Genomic DNA, 16,668 nt, shown 5'->3' on the forward strand with positions numbered 1-16,668 from the left:
GCTGCTCGCAATGACGATTTGGTATCCATGCAAAGCCTTAAGCAGGAATGACATCAATTGTTCTCTCAATTCTAATACAAGCTTTTTCTAGCTCTTCCATAGAAGTAGCATAAGAGATTCTAAAATATCCCTCTAAGCCGAAAGCGATACCAGGTACTACGGCAACTTTTGCTTCTTCAAGTAAATATTCGGCAAAATCATTACTATTTGCAATAATTGTTCCTGATTTAGTTTTATGCCCAAATATTTTATCGCATTTAACAAATAAGTAAAACGCCCCTTCCGGCTTATAGCATTCAAAATATTTTACTCTTTTCAAAATTGATAAAGCAAGATCACGCTTTTTTTGACAATTTAAAGCATTAGGCTTTATATAATCTTGAGGACCGTTTAATGCTTCAATAGCAGCCATTTGACTTATTGAACAAGGGTTTGAAGTACTTTGCGACTGAATAATAGTCATTGCTTTAATCAAAGTTTTAGAGCCTGCACCGTAGCCTATACGCCAACCCGTCATAGAATAAGCTTTAGATACTCCGTTTACGGTAAATATTCTCTTTTTTAAATCAGGTGCTATTTGGGCTAATGTATAAAATTTAAAATCATCAAAAGTAATATGCTCGTAAATATCATCGGACATTACGTTTACATGTGAATATTTTCTTAAAACTTTAGCAATATTTTCTAGTTCTTCAAAATTATAGCTTGCACCTGTTGGATTACTAGGTGAGTTAATAATAAGCCACTTAGTTTTATCCGTAATTGAACGTTCTAAAGCTTCTGCACTTAATTTAAAGTTATTTTCAATTCCGCAATTTACAAAAACAGGTGTTCCTGCGCTAAGTGCAACCATATCAGGATATGAAACCCAATAGGGTGCTGGAATAATTACCTCATCCCCTTGGTCTAAAGATGCCATAAACAAATTATATATAACTTGTTTACCGCCGGTGCTTACTATTATTTCATCAAGTTCGTAATCTATATTATTTTCACGTTTGAATTTGTCTTTTATTGCTTGCTTTAAAAGAGGCATACCCTCAACGTTAGTATATTTAGTAAAGCCGTCTTTAATCGCTTTAATCGCCGCTTCCTTAATATTGTCAGGCGTATCAAAATCAGGCTCACCGGCACCGAGTGTGATAATATCAACTCCCGCTTTTTTAAGTTCAAGAGTTTTTTTAACGACTGCAAGGGTCGGCGACGGTTTTATAGAACTTAGCCTCGTAGAAATAATTGACATAATTTGAGTCCGTATTAAATGAAAGTTACAATTATATATTATAATTTGTTTAGTATTGACAGAATATATTAGTCTATGTTCGTGGTTAATTCTACGTGACCATAAACCTGATAATATATGTTTTAAAGATTCGGGCTTACCTATACCTGTAACCGGTGCTTCTTGGATATTTTTTATTAGAAGTTTAATACGTTCATATTTTTTAATATCGTATTTTTTCCAATACGCTAAATCCTCCGTTGCTTCTAGTGTCTACTCAATCTCAATCATCTAAATTAACTTTAGCAAACTCTCCTCTTTTTGCTTGTTCGATAGATTTTTTTATTCGATTCGCATTAGCCCCAGATTAGATAATAAATATAATGTTTCTTTTGTAGATTCATATTCTTCTTCGGTTAAAAGAATAATATTCTTATGATTCTTTCTTTTAATTAAGCTAAGGGGCATGATCGTTTTCTACGGTATTTTAGTACAGAGCTTAAATTTTTTCTAAATGAAGTGCCGCTAATTGAGTTCATGAGCTACCTACTGATGTACATATAATAACATGTACATCCTAGCTTCAATACCATTAATTCACAAGTAAAATTATTATTTTATTTAAAAATTTATCAAGATATGCTTTATTATAGTAAGTAATATTAATTTAGTAATTAAACTATGCTCGGTAAAATAAAAGACAAAATCAAACATTATTGCTTAACTATAATAAATGTACCGAATTTTATTAAGAATAAAATTTTAGAATTTAAAAATTATATAAGTGATTGTAAATATAAATTCTCTCATTTAACCGAAACTAATTATCAACTTGGACTCGATCATTTATATAGAGGTAATTTAAATGATGCATTACTTAGGTTTAAACTAGTCGATAAATTTTTTAATCCTAATGATTCTAAAGTATATTCTCAACTCGGATGGGTTTATTTTTTAAAAAATAATTACAGGCAAGCTATAGAATATTTAGAAAAATCTAATGAAAAATATAAACCTATATGTATAAATTTTTTGAAAAATTATAAGGATATTACTGAAATACCTCAAGAAATTTGTGGAAAATATCGTGATTTAACTGCACAATATTATCCTACTATTTTTAATAACGATAAAAATATCCATCTTCCATATATGTTTGTTAATGAAGCACTTAAGCAGATATCTGATTTACCGGATAATTACTCTATTTTGGAACTGGGAAGTAATATAGGGCTTGTAGGTTATGAAATACAAAAACGTTTTCCGGAACGTTTGACTTTAACCGGTGTAGAAGTTTCTGCTTTAATGAATAGGTTACAAGCAACATATTACCCGAACACTAAAATTTACGATCAAATATATAATATTGCTATCGATGAATTTTTAAAACAAAACTCTAATAAATTTGATATTATTTTTAGTTTTTGCGGATTATCGTTTACTAACAATTTAATAGAATATTTTAATTTAATATACTCATCTCTTAATAAACAAGGGTATTTTGCCCTTTGTTTACCGAATGCGACGAAGACACAATTTTCAGTAAAACGCAAAGAATTTATTTTTAACTTGAATGAAATAAATAATTTTTTACAAAAAAATAATTTTACTATATTAACTTCGGAAGAAATAATACTAGCGGAAAACAATAAATATAGTATTATTGTTTGTAAGAAAACAGCATAAATCAATGAGAATATTAATTATATTATCCATTATTTTATGTTCATTATCGATAAGAGCTGATCTTGAATATGTTGATAATGAAATATATAACTATAATGGTGGAAGCAATGAGAACGGTTGCGTGGAAGTTTATGATCCATATGAAAAATTTAACCGTAAAGTGTTTGTATTTAATTCTGTGTTAGATTATATAATATTGCGTCCTTTAGCGATAGGTTATAAGAACATCACGAATGATTACGTAAAAGCACGAGTTAATAGTTTTGTCAGTAATGTCGATACACCGCTTACGGCGGTAAATTACGGGCTTCAGTTAAATTACGATAAAACTATGAAAAGCGTTTGGCGGTTTCTCATTAACACGACGCTTGGCATAGGCGGTTTATTTGACGTGGCAGGTAAAGTAGGTTTGCCGTCTGATCGTCAAACTTTCGGTAGTACCCTTGCACATTATGGAGTTGCCCCAGGTCCTTATTTAGTATTGCCGATAATCGGTAGTACTAACGCAAGAGATATGATGGATTCGGTAATTACTAATTATGCTCTTAATCCATTAATGTACTACACTCATAATGATTTTGACTTAGGAGTACTAGCAGTTAGTAAAATAAACGATCGATATGTTGTATTACCGTTTAGTGATTATGTGATGAAGAATTCTACCGATCCTTATGTGGCTATTAGATCAGCATTACATCGTGTTCGTGAAGCATCGGTTCAATATCCTGAAAATTTTAAATGTCCTAAACCCAAGAATTAATGAAATTAAAGAGGATTATATGCAAAAAATTATTACAGGTTTATTTTTATTAGTTATGACGTTTTACGCTTATTCTAATGAAAAAGTGCCTGCCGGTTTGAACAATTACGTTACTAATTTAGTAAATGAAGCTTCTAGTATATTAAACGATAGTAAGTTATCTGAGCGAGTAAAAATTGCTAAAGCACGTGAGTTAATGTCTCAGAACCTAGATTTTGATTGGATGGCTAAATATACATTAGGCAGAAATGGGATAAAAACTTTATCAGGTGGGCAGGTTCAGGAATTCATCAAAGTTTACTCTAAATATGTTACTAAGTCTTATACTGATTTAATAAAAGATTATAAAGGCAAACAGCCTAAAATAGTAGGAGTTCGTCCTTTAAGCTCAACCGATTTTATGGTTGCTATGAATATCATTAGTAATAAAGAGCAAGACCCTATTAAAGTAGAATATCTTGTACGTGAAATGAAAGGAAACGGAAAAGACGTTTTTAAAGTTTCTGATATAATTACGGAAGGTGTAAGTCTTATTGGAGCTCAACAAGACGAGTTTACTGATACTTTAAAAAATCAAGGCTTTAAGGCACTAATACAAAAATTAGAAAGTCGTTCTTAAGCTTATTTTACTTTCATCTTAAATTGTCATTGTGAGGAGGTATTGTTGCGTAGACACCTCGTCGTCATTGCGAGGAAATTGCGTAGCAATTGACGAAGCAATCTCAGGAGTTTGTTATTATTGCATGAGATTGCCACGCAGTCTACGACTGCTCGTAATGACGATTAGATATCCACGCAACAAAGCCCGCTCGCTAATAGCGTTAAACAACATAAATCACTCACATGAAAATCTTAGCAGGCAAGTAGTAATAAGTTACTTGCAACGCGTTTAGCTATAGCATTAAATATTAAATATATTGAGCCGAAAATTACCTATTTCAATGATTCCGAAATAAAAGTAGAAATTCAAAAATCGTTTCATAATGAAGATATAACCATAGTACAATCCACATCAAAACCCGTTAATGATCGCTTAATTGAGTTGTTTTTGCTAGTAGATGCAACAAAAAAAGCGGGAGCACAAATCGAATAATTTTAGTAATGCCTTATTTTGGTTATGCAAGGCAAGATAATATAAATTCTCAAAATATAATTCCTGCTAAGTTAATAGCAGATTTTTTAGAGAAGCTCGGAGTAAACCATGTAATTACTATTGATTTACACTCCGATAAAATAGAGAAATTTTTTAATATTCCTGTTTCTAATCTTGAACCTATAAATTTATATATCCCGTTTTTAAGCACTTATAGCAATTGCGTTATAGTTACACCTGATAAAGGAAGTATCAATCGAGTTCAAAAAATTAGTAATTTACTAAATATAGATTCAGCTTATATAAACAAAGAAAGGGATATAAATAATAATTGCGAGATTGATATCAATCACAAGTAGTGTAGAGGGCAAAAATTGCATATTAATTGATGATATTATAGATAGTGGAGAAACAATCGTAAAAGCAGCGAGATTTTTAAAAGAACATTCGGCTTTATCGGTTAGTGCTTTTATAACTCATGTAGTGTTTTCTGCCGGCCGGTTCTAAAAATTCGATAATAGACCTCTTGGAGAACGAAGCTAATAAAGAGGAGTTTGTAGGAAACACGGAACGCAGCACCGCAGCGTACACTTTAGTACGTGAGGATGTGAGTACTGGATTGACGTACAAATTACCTTTAGAAGCAAGTTATGCAAGAGGTCTAATAGACAATATTTTTATCACGGATACTAAAAACAAGTGACTTATCTACAAAATTTCATATAATACCCGTATTGTCTATCATCGTAAAAGAGTTAATAAATATACTATGAGCTTGTGTACTGTAGAAATAAATCTATCTACAATAAAAAATAATTACCTTTTATTACAAGATATTTGCAAAACCTCATTAGTCGGTGCTGCCGTTAAAGCTAACGGTTACGGTCTTGGAGCAGTACAAATTTCTAAAGCTTTAATAGAAGAAAATTGTAGGCATTTTTTTGTGGCCTCAAGTGAAGAAGGAGTGAATTTACGCAACGCTTTAGGATTAGATGTTAATATTTTAGTTCTTAACGGCGTTTTTGAACATGATGCTTTAGAGCTGATAGAATATAATTTAACACCTGTCCTAAATAACTTAAAACAAATAGAAATTTGGCAAAAATTTAGTAATTTGAAAAACCGATTATTGTCTTGTTATTTACATTTCAATACGGGGATTAATCGTCTTGGCTTAAGCTCTGATGAGATAGAGCAGCTCATTAATGATCGTGATTTGTTAAAAGGGCTAGATTTACAATATATTATAAGCCATCTAGCTATATCCGAGGAAATAGATAATCCTTATAATCTAGAACAATTAAACAGATTTAAAGCTTATTTACAATATTTCCCAAACGTCAAAGCAAGCCTTGCTAATTCCGGCGGCATATTTTTAGGACAGGATTACCATTTTGATTTAGCAAGACCAGGGGCAGCCTTATATGGTCTTAATCCCTTAACAAAGAATCCCGTAACCTTAAAAGCTCCTATAATTCACTTACAGAATTTGACACTAGATAGCCATATCGGTTATAATATGACTTTTACAACTAAGCGTGATAGTGTCATTGCAACGTTACCGCTTGGTTATGCCGATGGGTTTAGTCGTAATTTTAGCAATCAAGGCGAAGTATTTATTAACAGTCGCAGCGTTCCTATAGTAGGGCGAGTATCGATGGATTTAATAAATATCGATGTTACCGATCTACCACCATCCGAGATTTTTCTAGGGCAGGAAGCGGAAATTATCGGAAATTATTGCACGCCCGATAAAATAGCGAGTATTATAGGTACTATCGGGTATGAGGTATTAACTAACCTTGGTAGTAGATATAAAAGAAAGTATATCGGGTAGATATCTGTGTCATACACGGTATCCAGAAAAAAATTAAAAAAGACTGGATCCCGCGATCAAGTCGCGGGGATGACATTAGAGGTTACTGGATTCCTGCTTGCGCAGAAATGACATAGCGTACTTAAATTAAGTAGAAAAAATACAAATGTTATTCAATATAGCTAATTCGGTCGGTAAACGTACTGTAAAGTTTGCACAAAGTGTAGGTAGTTTTTCTCTATTTAGCTTTGCTGCCGTTAGCAGTATCATAAGACCGCCTTTATATTTGAGTTTAATTATCAGACAATTATTATTTATCGGGTTTCACTCGCTTCCGGTTGTTGCGATGACGACTTTTTTCTCAGGGGCGGTACTTGCATTACAGAGCTATATCGGTTTTTCCCGTTTCTCAGCTGAAAGCTCTATTGCAACGGTAGTAGTATTGTCGCTGACTAGAGAGCTTGGACCTGTCTTAGCTGGACTAATGGTAGCGGGAAGAGTTGGGGCATCAATCGCCGCCGAAATAGCCACAATGAGAGTAACGGAGCAGATAGATGCTTTATATACTTTATCTACCGATCCTATTAAATATTTAGTTTTTCCAAGAGTAATAACAGCTATTATTACAATGCCTTGTCTTGTTTTAATCGGGGATATAATTGGTGTTATGGGCGGTTATTTGGTAGGGGTATATAAACTTGATTTTAATAGTGCAGCTTATTTAACCAGTACTTTTCAGTATTTAGAACCGATTGACGTAATTTCCGGTCTTGTTAAAGCGGGAGTTTTTGGGTTTATTATTTCTATAATAAGTTGCTATAGCGGCTATTATTCAGGTAAAGGGGCTAAGGGAGTTGGAAGAGCAACTACCTCGGCAGTAGTGAATTCTTCTATCCTTATCTTAATCAGTAATTATTTAATAACCGAATTATTTTTTAAAGTATAGGTTATACTCGTTTGATTTGAAAAATTGGTTTTGTTGTTTTATATTTTTTGACCGCAGCGTACATAAACGTACGTGAGGATCAAAAAATATAAAACGCCTAGTTCTTTTCCAAATTAAACGAGTATACAGTTTTTTTGTTTATTTGGAGTATGCATGAGTGTAGAAGAATTTAAAATTAAAATTCGGTCATTATATAAATCATTTGCTAATCATAAGGTGTTAGACGGAATAGATTTGGATGTAAAAAAGGGCAGTTCATTAGTGATTTTAGGTGGTTCTGGTAGTGGCAAATCAGTTCTAATTAAAAATATAGTAGGATTGATTAAACCTGATAAAGGTAAAATTTTTATTGATAATGTAGAAATCCAAGATATCTCAAGTAAACAAAAATTTGAGATTATGGATGGTATAGGTTTTTTATTCCAAGGCGGAGCATTATTTGACTCCTTAAATATACGTGATAATATTACTTTCGAGACTAAAAATTTATCTAAGAAAGAAAAAAACGACCTTGCCGGTGCAAAGCTTAATGCCGTTGGTTTATCTCCTAGAATACTCGAGCTTTACCCTGCCGAATTATCGGGAGGAATGCAAAAAAGAGTAGCCCTTGCTAGGGCTATTTGTAGTACACCGTCGATTTTATTTCTTGATGAACCGACCACAGGGCTTGATCCGATCATGGCAAATGTTATCAACGAATTAATTATAAAAATCCAAGAAGAGTTAGAGGCAACTACGATTACTATAACTCATGATATGATTAGTGCCGCAAAAATAGCTAAAGAAGTAGCTATGATTTATCAAGGAAAAATTAAATGGTACGGTAGTAAAGATGAAATGCGTAATAGTGATAATCCTTATTTAAAACAATTTATAAATGGATTAACTACTGGGCCTATAGAGGTATAAAATGTTTAAGAACTTATTATGTATAATAATATTTCTAGGTATAAATCTAAATGTTTATGCTATAAATTCTAGCTCTTATACGACAGATGATATAATAAAAATAGTAATTATTCTTGGAATAGTTATTTTAATTTTTAGTCCTGCAAAATTCCGTATAATCGTTATCGGTACTATGTTAGGCTTGTCTTGTGCCTATTTCACGTATAAATACATCGTACCTATCTTTATTTCTTTACTAAATGGACCATAAAGATAAATATTGCTATTAGTGACGCCCCACATCTCAGCTATTTTCTCTTCTAATAGTATCAATTTAATATTCTACAATTAATCTAAAGCTCTAACTCCCCCGTGATAGCCATCTAATTCAAAAGAATTGGGATGTATATTTTTACATGCATCTAAACCTATTATATTAATAATATTAGTATTATTATCAATACCATTTAAAGTAGTACGAATATCTTCCAAGTATTTAGATGATTCAGGCGAATCATTACCTCCAATTATTCGTACTTTTATTAAATCTTGTTCTATCAATTCATTCTGATTAAAGTCAGTAATTAATTGCTCTAACTGTTGTGAATTAATATTTCTAGCTAATGCTATTTTATTTCATTTTACGGAAAAGAAACTACAGGCAATCTCTTCATTTAAATCTTTAGTATAAATTACTAAATCATCATTTATATCAAAAATTTTATATTCTTGTGAGTTAATTTCAATTTGTATAGTTTATTTACTTTGTTGATTATTTTTGTGTAAAGCAATATTTTTATTGGGAAGAGTATAGCTAGGTGCAGCTATTTTTGTTTTAGTACTTATATTTTTTTAATATCTTATCACTTGTTAAGTTTAATTTTGGTTCATTTTTTGTTTTATTACTACTAAAAATATTTATGAACAAATCTTTTATTTTTTGTACACTTTTTTGTATCCAGGGTTTTTTAATATTACTATCTTGTTGGTAGGTAGAATGAGTAAGTGCTAATGTTTTATTAATTTCTGAACGTACACTTTCCAACGGATTTAAATTGTTAGATAATAAATAATCAGTTTTAGCTATTAAATTATTTACAATTTTTGTTTGTTCTTGATCCTTTAGATTCAATTCGTGAACTCAATTACTAATATTTTTAGTTACTACATTTTTTACTAATTTTGGATTAGTTTTTTGAATTTCCTCTGCTACTTTAGTAAGTGGTCTTGATATTTGATTAGATTGCCATGTGTCCATAGAATTAGGATTTTGATTAGATCCTAATAAATATTGCTGAATAATATGTTTTTGTTGGATTTCATTTAAAGAGCGATTAGGTATATTTTTATTTTTAGTGAAATCAAAAGCTTTATAAAGTACAGGAGTATTACTTCCTATACTTAAATGTACTTGTCTAGCAGTGGTTGTTTTATCCTCTCTATCCGGAACAGTTACCTGTTATTGATATAATTCCTAATGGGGCTCCCTTGTCTTCTATATCTGCAGATTTTATATTTACGTTAAAGTGGTTAGTTAATTCTTGTGTTACTTTACGAATATTACCATCTGATACCGAAATTGATACTGCAGATCTATCACACCCTCCTACTAAATAAGCTTCTAATTGAGTATTAGGAGGAAAGTTGCTTATTACATCATGTGTTAAAGAACCAGCATCAGTAAACCTGTCAACATGGGCTAATGCAGTTTTTTTAGTTAATGGATCATGTAAAATTACAGCAACGCATTGTTGAATGTTATCAGTGCCTATCTTTTCTTTATTAGAAAAACCAACTTTATGCTGTTCCACACGAACAGCTTCATAATCAACTATACCTTGTTGTAATGAGTAAGCATATGCATACCTGCGCTATTGAATTTTCTTTACGGTTTTGAGTTTTATAAGCAGCTCCTAAAGCTAATCTTGCCATTAATTCTTTAGCTTGGCTAATGTTCCTTGTGGTTGATGTGCAGTGACTAATTCTTTGTATGAATTTTCGACATTATAATATTGTTTTGCTTCAAAAGAATTCTCTATGCTATCTTGAAATTGTTGAATAGCATTATCAAACAGTCCTAGCTGTTGATAGCTACGTCCTATCATAGTATTAATATAGGAAAGTAGGAAAGAAAATTACTGTCAGTTTGACCTATAGCAATTTGTTCAGCTTGTTGTAGTTGTTTAAGAGCAACAAGATGATTATCTATATAATTTTAATCCTTCATTATACAAAAAGCTGCTTGATTATGATCAATTTGCTCCTTTGTACTTAATGGTTTTGGATTAAGATTACTAATATATTCAGGAAAACTTGAAGGCAACTCGCCTAATTTTTTAATTAGTCCGGTGATATTACCTTGAACTGGCTTCCCATTAATAAGCATAGATTTATAATAGTTTAATTAATGTATATTTTTATATAAAACTCTGTTATTTAATAAAAATCAAGCATTAGCTAATACTTAGCTACAAAATAATTATCTCTTGACACTAGGGGAGTATTGCTTTATATTCTTTATCTATTGTATATAATATGTATATAATACTGGATGAACTTCAAAATTGGCTACGTCGTTCTACAAGATCTGCGGTGCTCACTTGTTAAGTATAAGCTCCGCTTCTCGGTGTGTGAACTCTTAGTTCTTTTTGAAGTTGATCTTCGTATATGACTCTTCATTTACTTGAAGTATATTTTATAAGTTTTAAGGTATTTAGCTTATGTCTCGTAAGTGCGAACTCACAGGTGTGGGTGTTTTATACGGCAACAATGTATCACATTCTCAGCGTAAAACTAGAAGACGTTTTGAACCTAACCTAAGATCGGTTAAGTTTACAAGTGATATAACAGCCGGGGAATATAGATTATCGGTTAATGCTAGATGTATTAGTTCAGTGGAAAAAGCCGGGGGTTTTGATGCATATATTCTAAAAGCCGATGATAATGTTTTATCAAGTAACGCTAGAGCTATTAAGAAAAAAATAATTCAGACTAAAACAGCAAAATCATTATGAAAAGTGGTATACATCCAGAATATAAAAAGTTTTTGATTAAAGTAGGAAGTGATGTTTTTGAAACAATGTCTACTCATCCTACAGGTGAAATTTTAATGGATGTTGATTTTAGAAAGCATCCGGCATGGAATAAAGATTCCGGAAATGTAGTAAATCAATCGAACAAAAGTGTTAGCGATTTCAATAAAAGATTCTCAGGTCTTTCTTTCGGTAGTAAGAAAGAAGCTAGCTAGGCTTTGTTTGTGGATAACAAATCGTCATTGCGAGGAAATTGCATAGCAATTGACGAAGCAATCCAGTAAACAATTTTGATTTATAGAATTTTTTTATTATTTTTTCTGGGTTGCCGTGCAGTCTACGACTACTCGGTATTTACGCAAGAATGACACTAACAACAAAATATAACACAGATAAATCGTCAATTCTCAATTATTGCGGGGTGGAGCAGCTCGGTAGCTCGTCAGGCTCATAACCTGAAGGTCGTTGGTTCAAATCCAGCCCCCGCTACCATATTTTTTAATGTCATGCTAGCTCACTTATAGCGTTATTGAAGTCTGCTGATGCCATTCCTAACTCAGTGTTGTTGCATGGTTTGGTTTTCCTGTCATTGTGAGAAGGCATTATTGCGTGGTTCGGTAAAATTCGCTGTGTTACCCCGTGGCTTGACCACGGGGTCCATAAAAACAATAAAAAATACTAATATAGTATTTTTAACTGGATCCCGTGGTCAAGCCACGGGGTAACACAGCGAATTTTACCGAACCACGCAATAATGCCTTCTCGCAATGACGACTTGGTATTCACGTAGGCAATGCCTTACATCCAATACGAAAGCAAATTATGACTACTCAGAAAATAGTGCCTACAAAATCAACTGATGGCAGTAAGCTTTTTCGTCATCAAGCTAAATTTGTAGCCGGTGCTATGAATATAAATCAAATCCCCAATTTTTCATTACCGGAAATTGCTTTTGTCGGTAAGTCAAATGTCGGCAAATCAAGCCTAATAAACACGATATGTAGTAATAAAAATCTTGCTAAAGTTTCTAATACTCCAGGGCGTACTAGGCAAATCAATTTCTTTAACCTTGCAGATAAACTTATTATAGTTGACCTGCCCGGTTATGGTTTTGCTAATGTTCCTATATCAGTCAAAGAGCAGTGGGGAGTGTTAATTAGTTATTATTTACGAAATAGTTATAATTTAAGGTTAGTTAACTTATTGATTGATTCAAGAAGGGGTATAAAAGAAAATGATAAGAAAGTAGCTGATCTATTACTTGCAAATAAAAGAGAATTTCAAATTATTTTCACAAAATCCGATAAAGTTACGGATCATAAAAACCTTCACGATGAAGCACAGAATTTTCTTGCAACTTTAAACTACTCATGTAATGTTATGTATGTAAGCAATAGGAGTAAAGAAGGTGCAAGAGAACTTAAAGCTAGTTTGGCAAAATGCATCAAACCTCAAAAATAAAGAGGTAGATAGTATTTCTTCATTAAATAACATTGCTATAATTAAGAATATAATAAAGTGTAGTAGTGAGTTGAAGAATCAAGCAATAGTTCTAAAATTACCTGCTACTATTATTATTGACGATAAATTATTTACGGCTTTTATTGAATCTGTTAGATTGCTTGAGATGTGCGGTGCTAAAATATATATAGTACATGATCATATTGATTTACGAAGTTCGTCTTTAATATCACAAATAGATGAAAATTTTAGTCAAAAAATTAGTAAAATAAGCGACTATAGTTCTCTAAATAATCCTATTATTATGGAAATTTTATCCAGTTACGTTAACAAGCTTATAGTAACAAAGTTAAGTAGTATAGGTTGTTATGCAGTTGGTATTTCAGGTAAGGATGCTAATTTACTGCAAGCAAAAAAATCAAAACTATCTTACCGAAAAATTGTAAATCATGATGTTATAAATATTGGTTTTTTAAGCGAGCCTATTCTGATTAATCCAGAAATTTTATTAAATTTTGCAGATAATAATATTATACCCGTGATAGCACCGTTTGCGAGCGACGATCAGGAGAAAACGCATTTATTAAATGTTAACTTAACGTTAGCAACAATTGCTTCTGCATTAAGTGTAGAACATTTAATATTGCCATATGAGATATTACAGGTATCCGAGACGTTTCCGTATAATATAAAAATACGAGATATTAACTTGTTGAAATCAATGTTAGATGATAGTAATAATTTCATCGAAGAAGCATTAATTAAGATAGCAGTTAATGCCCTTGAAAATAATAATGGTTACGTACATTTTGTGAATAGTGAAGCACCGAATTCAATATTGTCAACTATGTTTGATATTAATATAAATTAATAGAGATTTTTTATGGCAGGAGCATTAGCATCCGATCTTTTATTTGTAGGGTTAACTAGACCGCCGATGATATTTGGAGTAAGTATTAAGTTTGCTGCATTAAATATGATAATGACGATGATAGTATTTATTTGGAATAACGGCATTATGATTTTATTCATTGCAGCTGCTTTGCATTTGGTAGCTTATATTATATGTTTTAAAGAACCGAGATTCATAGAGCTATATTTAAATAAAATGTCAAGAACTAGCCAATGTCCTAATAAATTTTACTACGGAGCAAATTCGTATAATATTTGAGTTTTATGTCATTCCCGCCTTACGCGGGAATGACATAAAAAGAGGTATAACTGACAAAATAAATCAAAATAGTTAAATCAGGTGAGGTAATGAAATTATTTAGAACTAGAGCCGCTAAAGAATTAAGGTCTAAACAAGAAAGACCCACTTCGCATTTTATTCCTTATAAATGTCATTGGGATAGTAATACTATTTTAACGAAAGATAATTCTTTATTACAAGTTATTAAAATGAATGGATTTTCTTTTGAAACTGCTGATGATGAAGATCTAGACATTAAAAAGAATATCAGAAATGCCTTACTTAAAAATATGGCCTCGGGAAATATCGTTATGTATTTCCATACTATTAGAAGACGTAAAGCAGTAATATTTGACGATACGGAATTTACTTATGATCCTACCGTAAAAGTCCCTAATGATTTTATTACTTATTTAGGTGCAGAATGGCGTAAGAAACATGCTGGGGCTAGGTCGTTTTTTAATGAATTATATGTTAGTATTTTATATAAGCCTGATACTGGCGGTGTTGCTATAGTTGAGTATTTTCTAAAGAAGCTTAGACAGAAATCTAATAAAACCGTTTGGGAAAACGACATGAAAGAGATGAAAGAAAATCTTCAAGAAATGTCAACTAGAGTGATTAATACATTCAGAAGTTACGGAGCAAGATTACTTGGAGTTCGTCAAACGCAGTCAGGTAGTTATTGTGAAATTTTAGAATTCCTTTCATCTTTAATCAATTGTGGCGATTCACCGGGTCCTATAGCATTACCGCGTGGTACTATTGACGAGTATTTACCGACTCATCGCTTATTTTTTGATTCTCGTACTATTGAAGTAAGAAGTCCGCTTGGCAAGAAATATGCTGGAATGATTAGTATACTTGAATACGGTCCTAATACTTCGGCAGGAATTTTTGACGGATTCCTGCAAATGCCTTTTGAATTTGTTATGACGCAAAGCTTTGTCTTTGTTAATAGAACAGTAGCGATCGGTAAAATGCAATTACAGCAAAATAGAATGATACAATCCGGTGATAAAGCTACTTCACAAATTGCTGAAATTAATACGGCCCTTGATATGGCCACCAGCGGTGATATCGCTTTCGGTGAGCATCATTTATCGCTTTTATGTTCCGCAAATAATATTAAAGCTTTGGAAGATATATTGTCAATGGCAGCAGTTGAGCTTTCTAATTCAGGAATTCAGCCGGTTAGAGAAAAAGTTAACATGGAACCTAGCTATTGGGGACAGTTGCCGGGAAATATGGATTATATAGTGCGTAAATCCACTATAAATACTCTTAATATGGCTAGCTTTGCCTCACAACATAATTATCCGCTCGGTAAAATTAGAGATAACCATTGGGGAGAATATGTCACAGTACTTGATACTACTTCAGGTACACCGTTTTATTTTAATTTCCATGTAAGGGATGTTGGACATACTCTCATTATCGGTCCAACCGGTGCTGGTAAAACAGTTCTTATGAATTTCTTATGTGCTGAAGCACAAAAATTCAAACCTCGTATGTTCTTTTTTGATAAAGATCGAGGAGCAGAAATATTTATACGTGCTTTAAACGGAGTTTATACAGTAATTGATCCGGGTTTAAAATGCAACTTTAACCCTTTACAGCTTGAAGATACTAGTGAGAATAGAACGTTTATTTTAGAGTGGCTTCGTGTGCTTGTAACTTCTAACGGTGAAAGTTTAACTGCACAAGATAATAAAATCTTATCTCAAGCGGTAAGCGGTAATTTTAGATTAGCAAAACAAGATAGAAGGCTTAGTAATATTATAGCATTTCTTGGTATTGATACACCAAATAGTTTGGCAAGTAGGATTGCAATGTGGGTTGGTAAAGGTTCACACGCTAAGATATTTGACAATGAAATAGATGATATTGATTTACAAAAAGTAAGAGTATTCGGTTTTGATATGACTGAATTACTTAAAGATCCTGTAAGTCTTGCACCGGTATTACTATATATTTTCCATCGTATTAATATCTCTTTAGATGGGCAGAAAACTATGATAGTACTTGATGAAGCATGGGCTTTAATCGATAATCCGGTATTTGCACCTAAGATCAAAGATTGGTTAAAAGTGTTGAGAAAATTAAATACTTTTGTTATATTTGCTACGCAGAGTGTTGAAGATGCTGCAAAAAGTAGAATTAGTGATACGTTGATTCAACAAACAGCTACGCAGATTTTTTTACCTAATTTGAAAGCTACGGATATTTATCGTAGTGCATTTATGTTAAGTCAACGAGAATATATTTTAATTAAAACTACCGACCCTACTACACGTTATTTTTTAATAAAACAAGGAATAGATGCCGTAGTGGCAAAAGTTAGCTTAGATGGTATGGATAACATAATCAGTGTTTTATCCGGTAGAGTTGAGACTGTAATATTGCTCGATCAAATTAGAGAGAAACATGGCAATGATCCGGATAAATGGTTACCTATATTTTATGCAGCAGTTAAAACATTATAAATGCCTGTCTGTCATCCCACGGCTTGACCGCGGGATCTTGTCTCACAGACTGTATTCTGAGATCCCGTGGACAAGCCACGGGATGA

The 16,668-nt window shown here is 32.2% G+C and carries 22 protein-coding genes, 1 tRNA gene and 2 pseudogenes; 18 read left to right on the plus strand and 7 right to left on the minus strand.

Translation table 11 applies throughout. The annotated features are described in order from the left end of the window. Positions 1 to 37: 37 nt before the first annotated feature. Both RAF_RS00625 and RAF_RS10250 read right to left on the minus strand, forming a co-directional pair. Positions 38 to 1,243 carry a pyridoxal phosphate-dependent aminotransferase gene (locus RAF_RS00625; protein ID WP_012719378.1) on the minus strand — a complete coding sequence of 402 codons (1,206 nt, stop codon included), beginning with the start codon at positions 1,241 to 1,243 and terminating at the stop codon, positions 38 to 40. 30 nt (positions 1,244 to 1,273) lie between these two features. Then, positions 1,274 to 1,480: pseudogene (locus tag RAF_RS10250) on the minus strand (Txe/YoeB family addiction module toxin); the annotation flags it as partial. Between the two features lie 423 nt (positions 1,481 to 1,903). On the opposite strand from RAF_RS10250, the gene RAF_RS00630 reads away from it, so the two are divergent. From RAF_RS00630 to RAF_RS00670, 11 genes are all read left to right on the plus strand, one after another. Then, a complete protein-coding gene (locus RAF_RS00630) occupies positions 1,904 to 2,908 on the plus strand; it encodes a methyltransferase domain-containing protein (protein WP_012719379.1) in 1,005 nt (334 codons plus the stop codon). A gap of 4 nt (positions 2,909 to 2,912) precedes the next feature. Next, positions 2,913 to 3,668 (plus strand): VacJ family lipoprotein, encoded by a 756-nt coding sequence (locus tag RAF_RS00635; RefSeq protein ID WP_012719380.1) that lies wholly within the window; start codon positions 2,913 to 2,915, stop codon positions 3,666 to 3,668. Between the two features lie 19 nt (positions 3,669 to 3,687). Then, positions 3,688 to 4,287, plus strand: a complete 600-nt coding sequence (locus RAF_RS00640; protein WP_012719381.1) for a phospholipid-binding protein MlaC — start codon at positions 3,688 to 3,690, stop codon at positions 4,285 to 4,287. A gap of 297 nt (positions 4,288 to 4,584) precedes the next feature. Continuing rightward, complete coding sequence (locus RAF_RS10255) at positions 4,585 to 4,761, plus strand: ribose-phosphate pyrophosphokinase-like domain-containing protein (RefSeq protein WP_268738945.1); 177 nt, start codon at positions 4,585 to 4,587, stop codon at positions 4,759 to 4,761. Between the two features lie 8 nt (positions 4,762 to 4,769). Further along, positions 4,770 to 5,120 carry a ribose-phosphate diphosphokinase gene (prs, locus tag RAF_RS00645; RefSeq protein ID WP_041471797.1) on the plus strand — a complete coding sequence of 117 codons (351 nt, stop codon included), beginning with the start codon at positions 4,770 to 4,772 and terminating at the stop codon, positions 5,118 to 5,120. Next, positions 5,101 to 5,268 (plus strand): phosphoribosyltransferase family protein, encoded by a 168-nt coding sequence (locus RAF_RS00650; RefSeq protein ID WP_041471798.1) that lies wholly within the window; start codon positions 5,101 to 5,103, stop codon positions 5,266 to 5,268. The genes prs and RAF_RS00650 overlap by 20 nt, the downstream gene beginning before the upstream one ends. Then, positions 5,252 to 5,464, plus strand: a complete 213-nt coding sequence (locus RAF_RS07285) for a palindromic element RPE1 domain-containing protein (protein ID WP_234943953.1) — start codon at positions 5,252 to 5,254, stop codon at positions 5,462 to 5,464. Before RAF_RS00650 ends, RAF_RS07285 begins: the two co-directional genes overlap by 17 nt. 66 nt (positions 5,465 to 5,530) lie before the next feature. Further along, positions 5,531 to 6,598 carry an alanine racemase gene (locus RAF_RS00655; RefSeq protein ID WP_012719382.1) on the plus strand — a complete coding sequence of 356 codons (1,068 nt, stop codon included), beginning with the start codon at positions 5,531 to 5,533 and terminating at the stop codon, positions 6,596 to 6,598. A gap of 145 nt (positions 6,599 to 6,743) precedes the next feature. Continuing rightward, a complete protein-coding gene (locus RAF_RS00660) occupies positions 6,744 to 7,523 on the plus strand; it encodes an MlaE family ABC transporter permease (RefSeq protein WP_004996740.1) in 780 nt (259 codons plus the stop codon). Between the two features lie 153 nt (positions 7,524 to 7,676). After that, positions 7,677 to 8,432, plus strand: a complete 756-nt coding sequence (locus RAF_RS00665; protein ID WP_012719383.1) for an ABC transporter ATP-binding protein — start codon at positions 7,677 to 7,679, stop codon at positions 8,430 to 8,432. 1 nt (position 8,433) lies between these two features. Continuing rightward, complete coding sequence (locus RAF_RS00670) at positions 8,434 to 8,682, plus strand: DUF5510 family protein (RefSeq protein ID WP_004996738.1); 249 nt, start codon at positions 8,434 to 8,436, stop codon at positions 8,680 to 8,682. A gap of 77 nt (positions 8,683 to 8,759) precedes the next feature. On the opposite strand, the gene RAF_RS00675 is transcribed toward RAF_RS00670, so the two are convergent. From RAF_RS00675 to RAF_RS09170, 5 genes and pseudogenes are all read right to left on the minus strand, one after another. Further along, positions 8,760 to 8,972: a hypothetical protein gene (locus RAF_RS00675; RefSeq protein WP_041471799.1), complete on the minus strand. Its 213-nt coding sequence runs from the start codon at positions 8,970 to 8,972 to the stop codon at positions 8,760 to 8,762. Between the two features lie 274 nt (positions 8,973 to 9,246). Continuing rightward, positions 9,247 to 9,543 carry a hypothetical protein gene (locus RAF_RS00685; protein ID WP_012719384.1) on the minus strand — a complete coding sequence of 99 codons (297 nt, stop codon included), beginning with the start codon at positions 9,541 to 9,543 and terminating at the stop codon, positions 9,247 to 9,249. Positions 9,544 to 9,850: 307 nt separating this feature from the next. Beyond that, positions 9,851 to 10,343: pseudogene (locus RAF_RS00695) on the minus strand (hypothetical protein). Then, the gene (locus RAF_RS09165) at positions 10,343 to 10,516 is read right to left on the minus strand and encodes a hypothetical protein (RefSeq protein WP_016769858.1); all 174 of its coding nucleotides are present in this window, start codon (positions 10,514 to 10,516) and stop codon (positions 10,343 to 10,345) included. Before RAF_RS09165 ends, RAF_RS00695 begins: the two are co-directional and overlap by 1 nt. A 110-nt stretch (positions 10,517 to 10,626) precedes the next feature. After that, complete coding sequence (locus RAF_RS09170; protein ID WP_014410348.1) at positions 10,627 to 10,797, minus strand: hypothetical protein; 171 nt, start codon at positions 10,795 to 10,797, stop codon at positions 10,627 to 10,629. Between the two features lie 334 nt (positions 10,798 to 11,131). Between RAF_RS09170 and rpmB the strand changes: the two genes are divergently transcribed. From rpmB to RAF_RS00735, 7 genes are all read left to right on the plus strand, one after another. Further along, positions 11,132 to 11,425, plus strand: coding sequence for a 50S ribosomal protein L28 (gene rpmB / locus RAF_RS00705; protein WP_004996729.1), 294 nt, complete (start codon positions 11,132 to 11,134; stop codon positions 11,423 to 11,425). Next, positions 11,422 to 11,658: a 50S ribosomal protein L31 gene (gene rpmE, locus RAF_RS00710; protein ID WP_004996719.1), complete on the plus strand. Its 237-nt coding sequence runs from the start codon at positions 11,422 to 11,424 to the stop codon at positions 11,656 to 11,658. The genes rpmB and rpmE overlap by 4 nt, the downstream gene beginning before the upstream one ends. Before the next feature lie 200 nt (positions 11,659 to 11,858). Continuing rightward, positions 11,859 to 11,935: transfer RNA gene (locus RAF_RS00715), tRNA-Met, on the plus strand. 330 nt (positions 11,936 to 12,265) lie between these two features. Further along, complete coding sequence (gene yihA, locus RAF_RS00720; protein WP_012719386.1) at positions 12,266 to 12,904, plus strand: ribosome biogenesis GTP-binding protein YihA/YsxC; 639 nt, start codon at positions 12,266 to 12,268, stop codon at positions 12,902 to 12,904. Next, positions 12,852 to 13,775: an acetylglutamate kinase gene (locus tag RAF_RS00725; RefSeq protein WP_012719387.1), complete on the plus strand. Its 924-nt coding sequence runs from the start codon at positions 12,852 to 12,854 to the stop codon at positions 13,773 to 13,775. The genes yihA and RAF_RS00725 overlap by 53 nt, the downstream gene beginning before the upstream one ends. Positions 13,776 to 13,787: 12 nt before the next feature. Beyond that, positions 13,788 to 14,075, plus strand: coding sequence for a type IV secretion system protein VirB3 (locus RAF_RS00730; protein ID WP_010976817.1), 288 nt, complete (start codon positions 13,788 to 13,790; stop codon positions 14,073 to 14,075). 89 nt (positions 14,076 to 14,164) lie between these two features. Next, positions 14,165 to 16,582 (plus strand): VirB4 family type IV secretion/conjugal transfer ATPase, encoded by a 2,418-nt coding sequence (locus RAF_RS00735; protein WP_012719388.1) that lies wholly within the window; start codon positions 14,165 to 14,167, stop codon positions 16,580 to 16,582. The last annotated feature ends 86 nt before the right edge of the window (positions 16,583 to 16,668 follow it).

It is taken from the genome of Rickettsia africae ESF-5 (genome assembly GCF_000023005.1).
In the GTDB taxonomy this organism is placed as follows: domain Bacteria; phylum Pseudomonadota; class Alphaproteobacteria; order Rickettsiales; family Rickettsiaceae; genus Rickettsia; species Rickettsia rickettsii.

What these genes read in the sequence shown, in the direction of transcription:
- RAF_RS00655 (WP_012719382.1), top strand. Translation starts at nt 5,531, where the DNA reads ATGAGCTTGTGTACTGTAGAAATAAATCTATCTACAATAAAAAATAAT.
- RAF_RS00625 (WP_012719378.1), bottom strand. Translation starts at nt 1,243, where the DNA reads ATGTCAATTATTTCTACGAGGCTAAGTTCTATAAAACCGTCGCCGACC.
- RAF_RS00670 (WP_004996738.1), top strand. Translation starts at nt 8,434, where the DNA reads ATGTTTAAGAACTTATTATGTATAATAATATTTCTAGGTATAAATCTA.
- RAF_RS09170 (WP_014410348.1), bottom strand. Translation starts at nt 10,797, where the DNA reads ATGCTTATTAATGGGAAGCCAGTTCAAGGTAATATCACCGGACTAATT.
- RAF_RS00635 (WP_012719380.1), top strand. Translation starts at nt 2,913, where the DNA reads ATGAGAATATTAATTATATTATCCATTATTTTATGTTCATTATCGATA.
- yihA (WP_012719386.1), top strand. Translation starts at nt 12,266, where the DNA reads ATGACTACTCAGAAAATAGTGCCTACAAAATCAACTGATGGCAGTAAG.
- prs (WP_041471797.1), top strand. Translation starts at nt 4,770, where the DNA reads ATGCCTTATTTTGGTTATGCAAGGCAAGATAATATAAATTCTCAAAAT.
- RAF_RS09165 (WP_016769858.1), bottom strand. Translation starts at nt 10,516, where the DNA reads ATGATAGGACGTAGCTATCAACAGCTAGGACTGTTTGATAATGCTATT.
- RAF_RS00630 (WP_012719379.1), top strand. Translation starts at nt 1,904, where the DNA reads ATGCTCGGTAAAATAAAAGACAAAATCAAACATTATTGCTTAACTATA.
- RAF_RS00665 (WP_012719383.1), top strand. Translation starts at nt 7,677, where the DNA reads ATGAGTGTAGAAGAATTTAAAATTAAAATTCGGTCATTATATAAATCA.
- rpmB (WP_004996729.1), top strand. Translation starts at nt 11,132, where the DNA reads ATGTCTCGTAAGTGCGAACTCACAGGTGTGGGTGTTTTATACGGCAAC.
- RAF_RS00640 (WP_012719381.1), top strand. Translation starts at nt 3,688, where the DNA reads ATGCAAAAAATTATTACAGGTTTATTTTTATTAGTTATGACGTTTTAC.
- rpmE (WP_004996719.1), top strand. Translation starts at nt 11,422, where the DNA reads ATGAAAAGTGGTATACATCCAGAATATAAAAAGTTTTTGATTAAAGTA.
- RAF_RS00735 (WP_012719388.1), top strand. Translation starts at nt 14,165, where the DNA reads ATGAAATTATTTAGAACTAGAGCCGCTAAAGAATTAAGGTCTAAACAA.
- RAF_RS00730 (WP_010976817.1), top strand. Translation starts at nt 13,788, where the DNA reads ATGGCAGGAGCATTAGCATCCGATCTTTTATTTGTAGGGTTAACTAGA.
- RAF_RS00660 (WP_004996740.1), top strand. Translation starts at nt 6,744, where the DNA reads ATGTTATTCAATATAGCTAATTCGGTCGGTAAACGTACTGTAAAGTTT.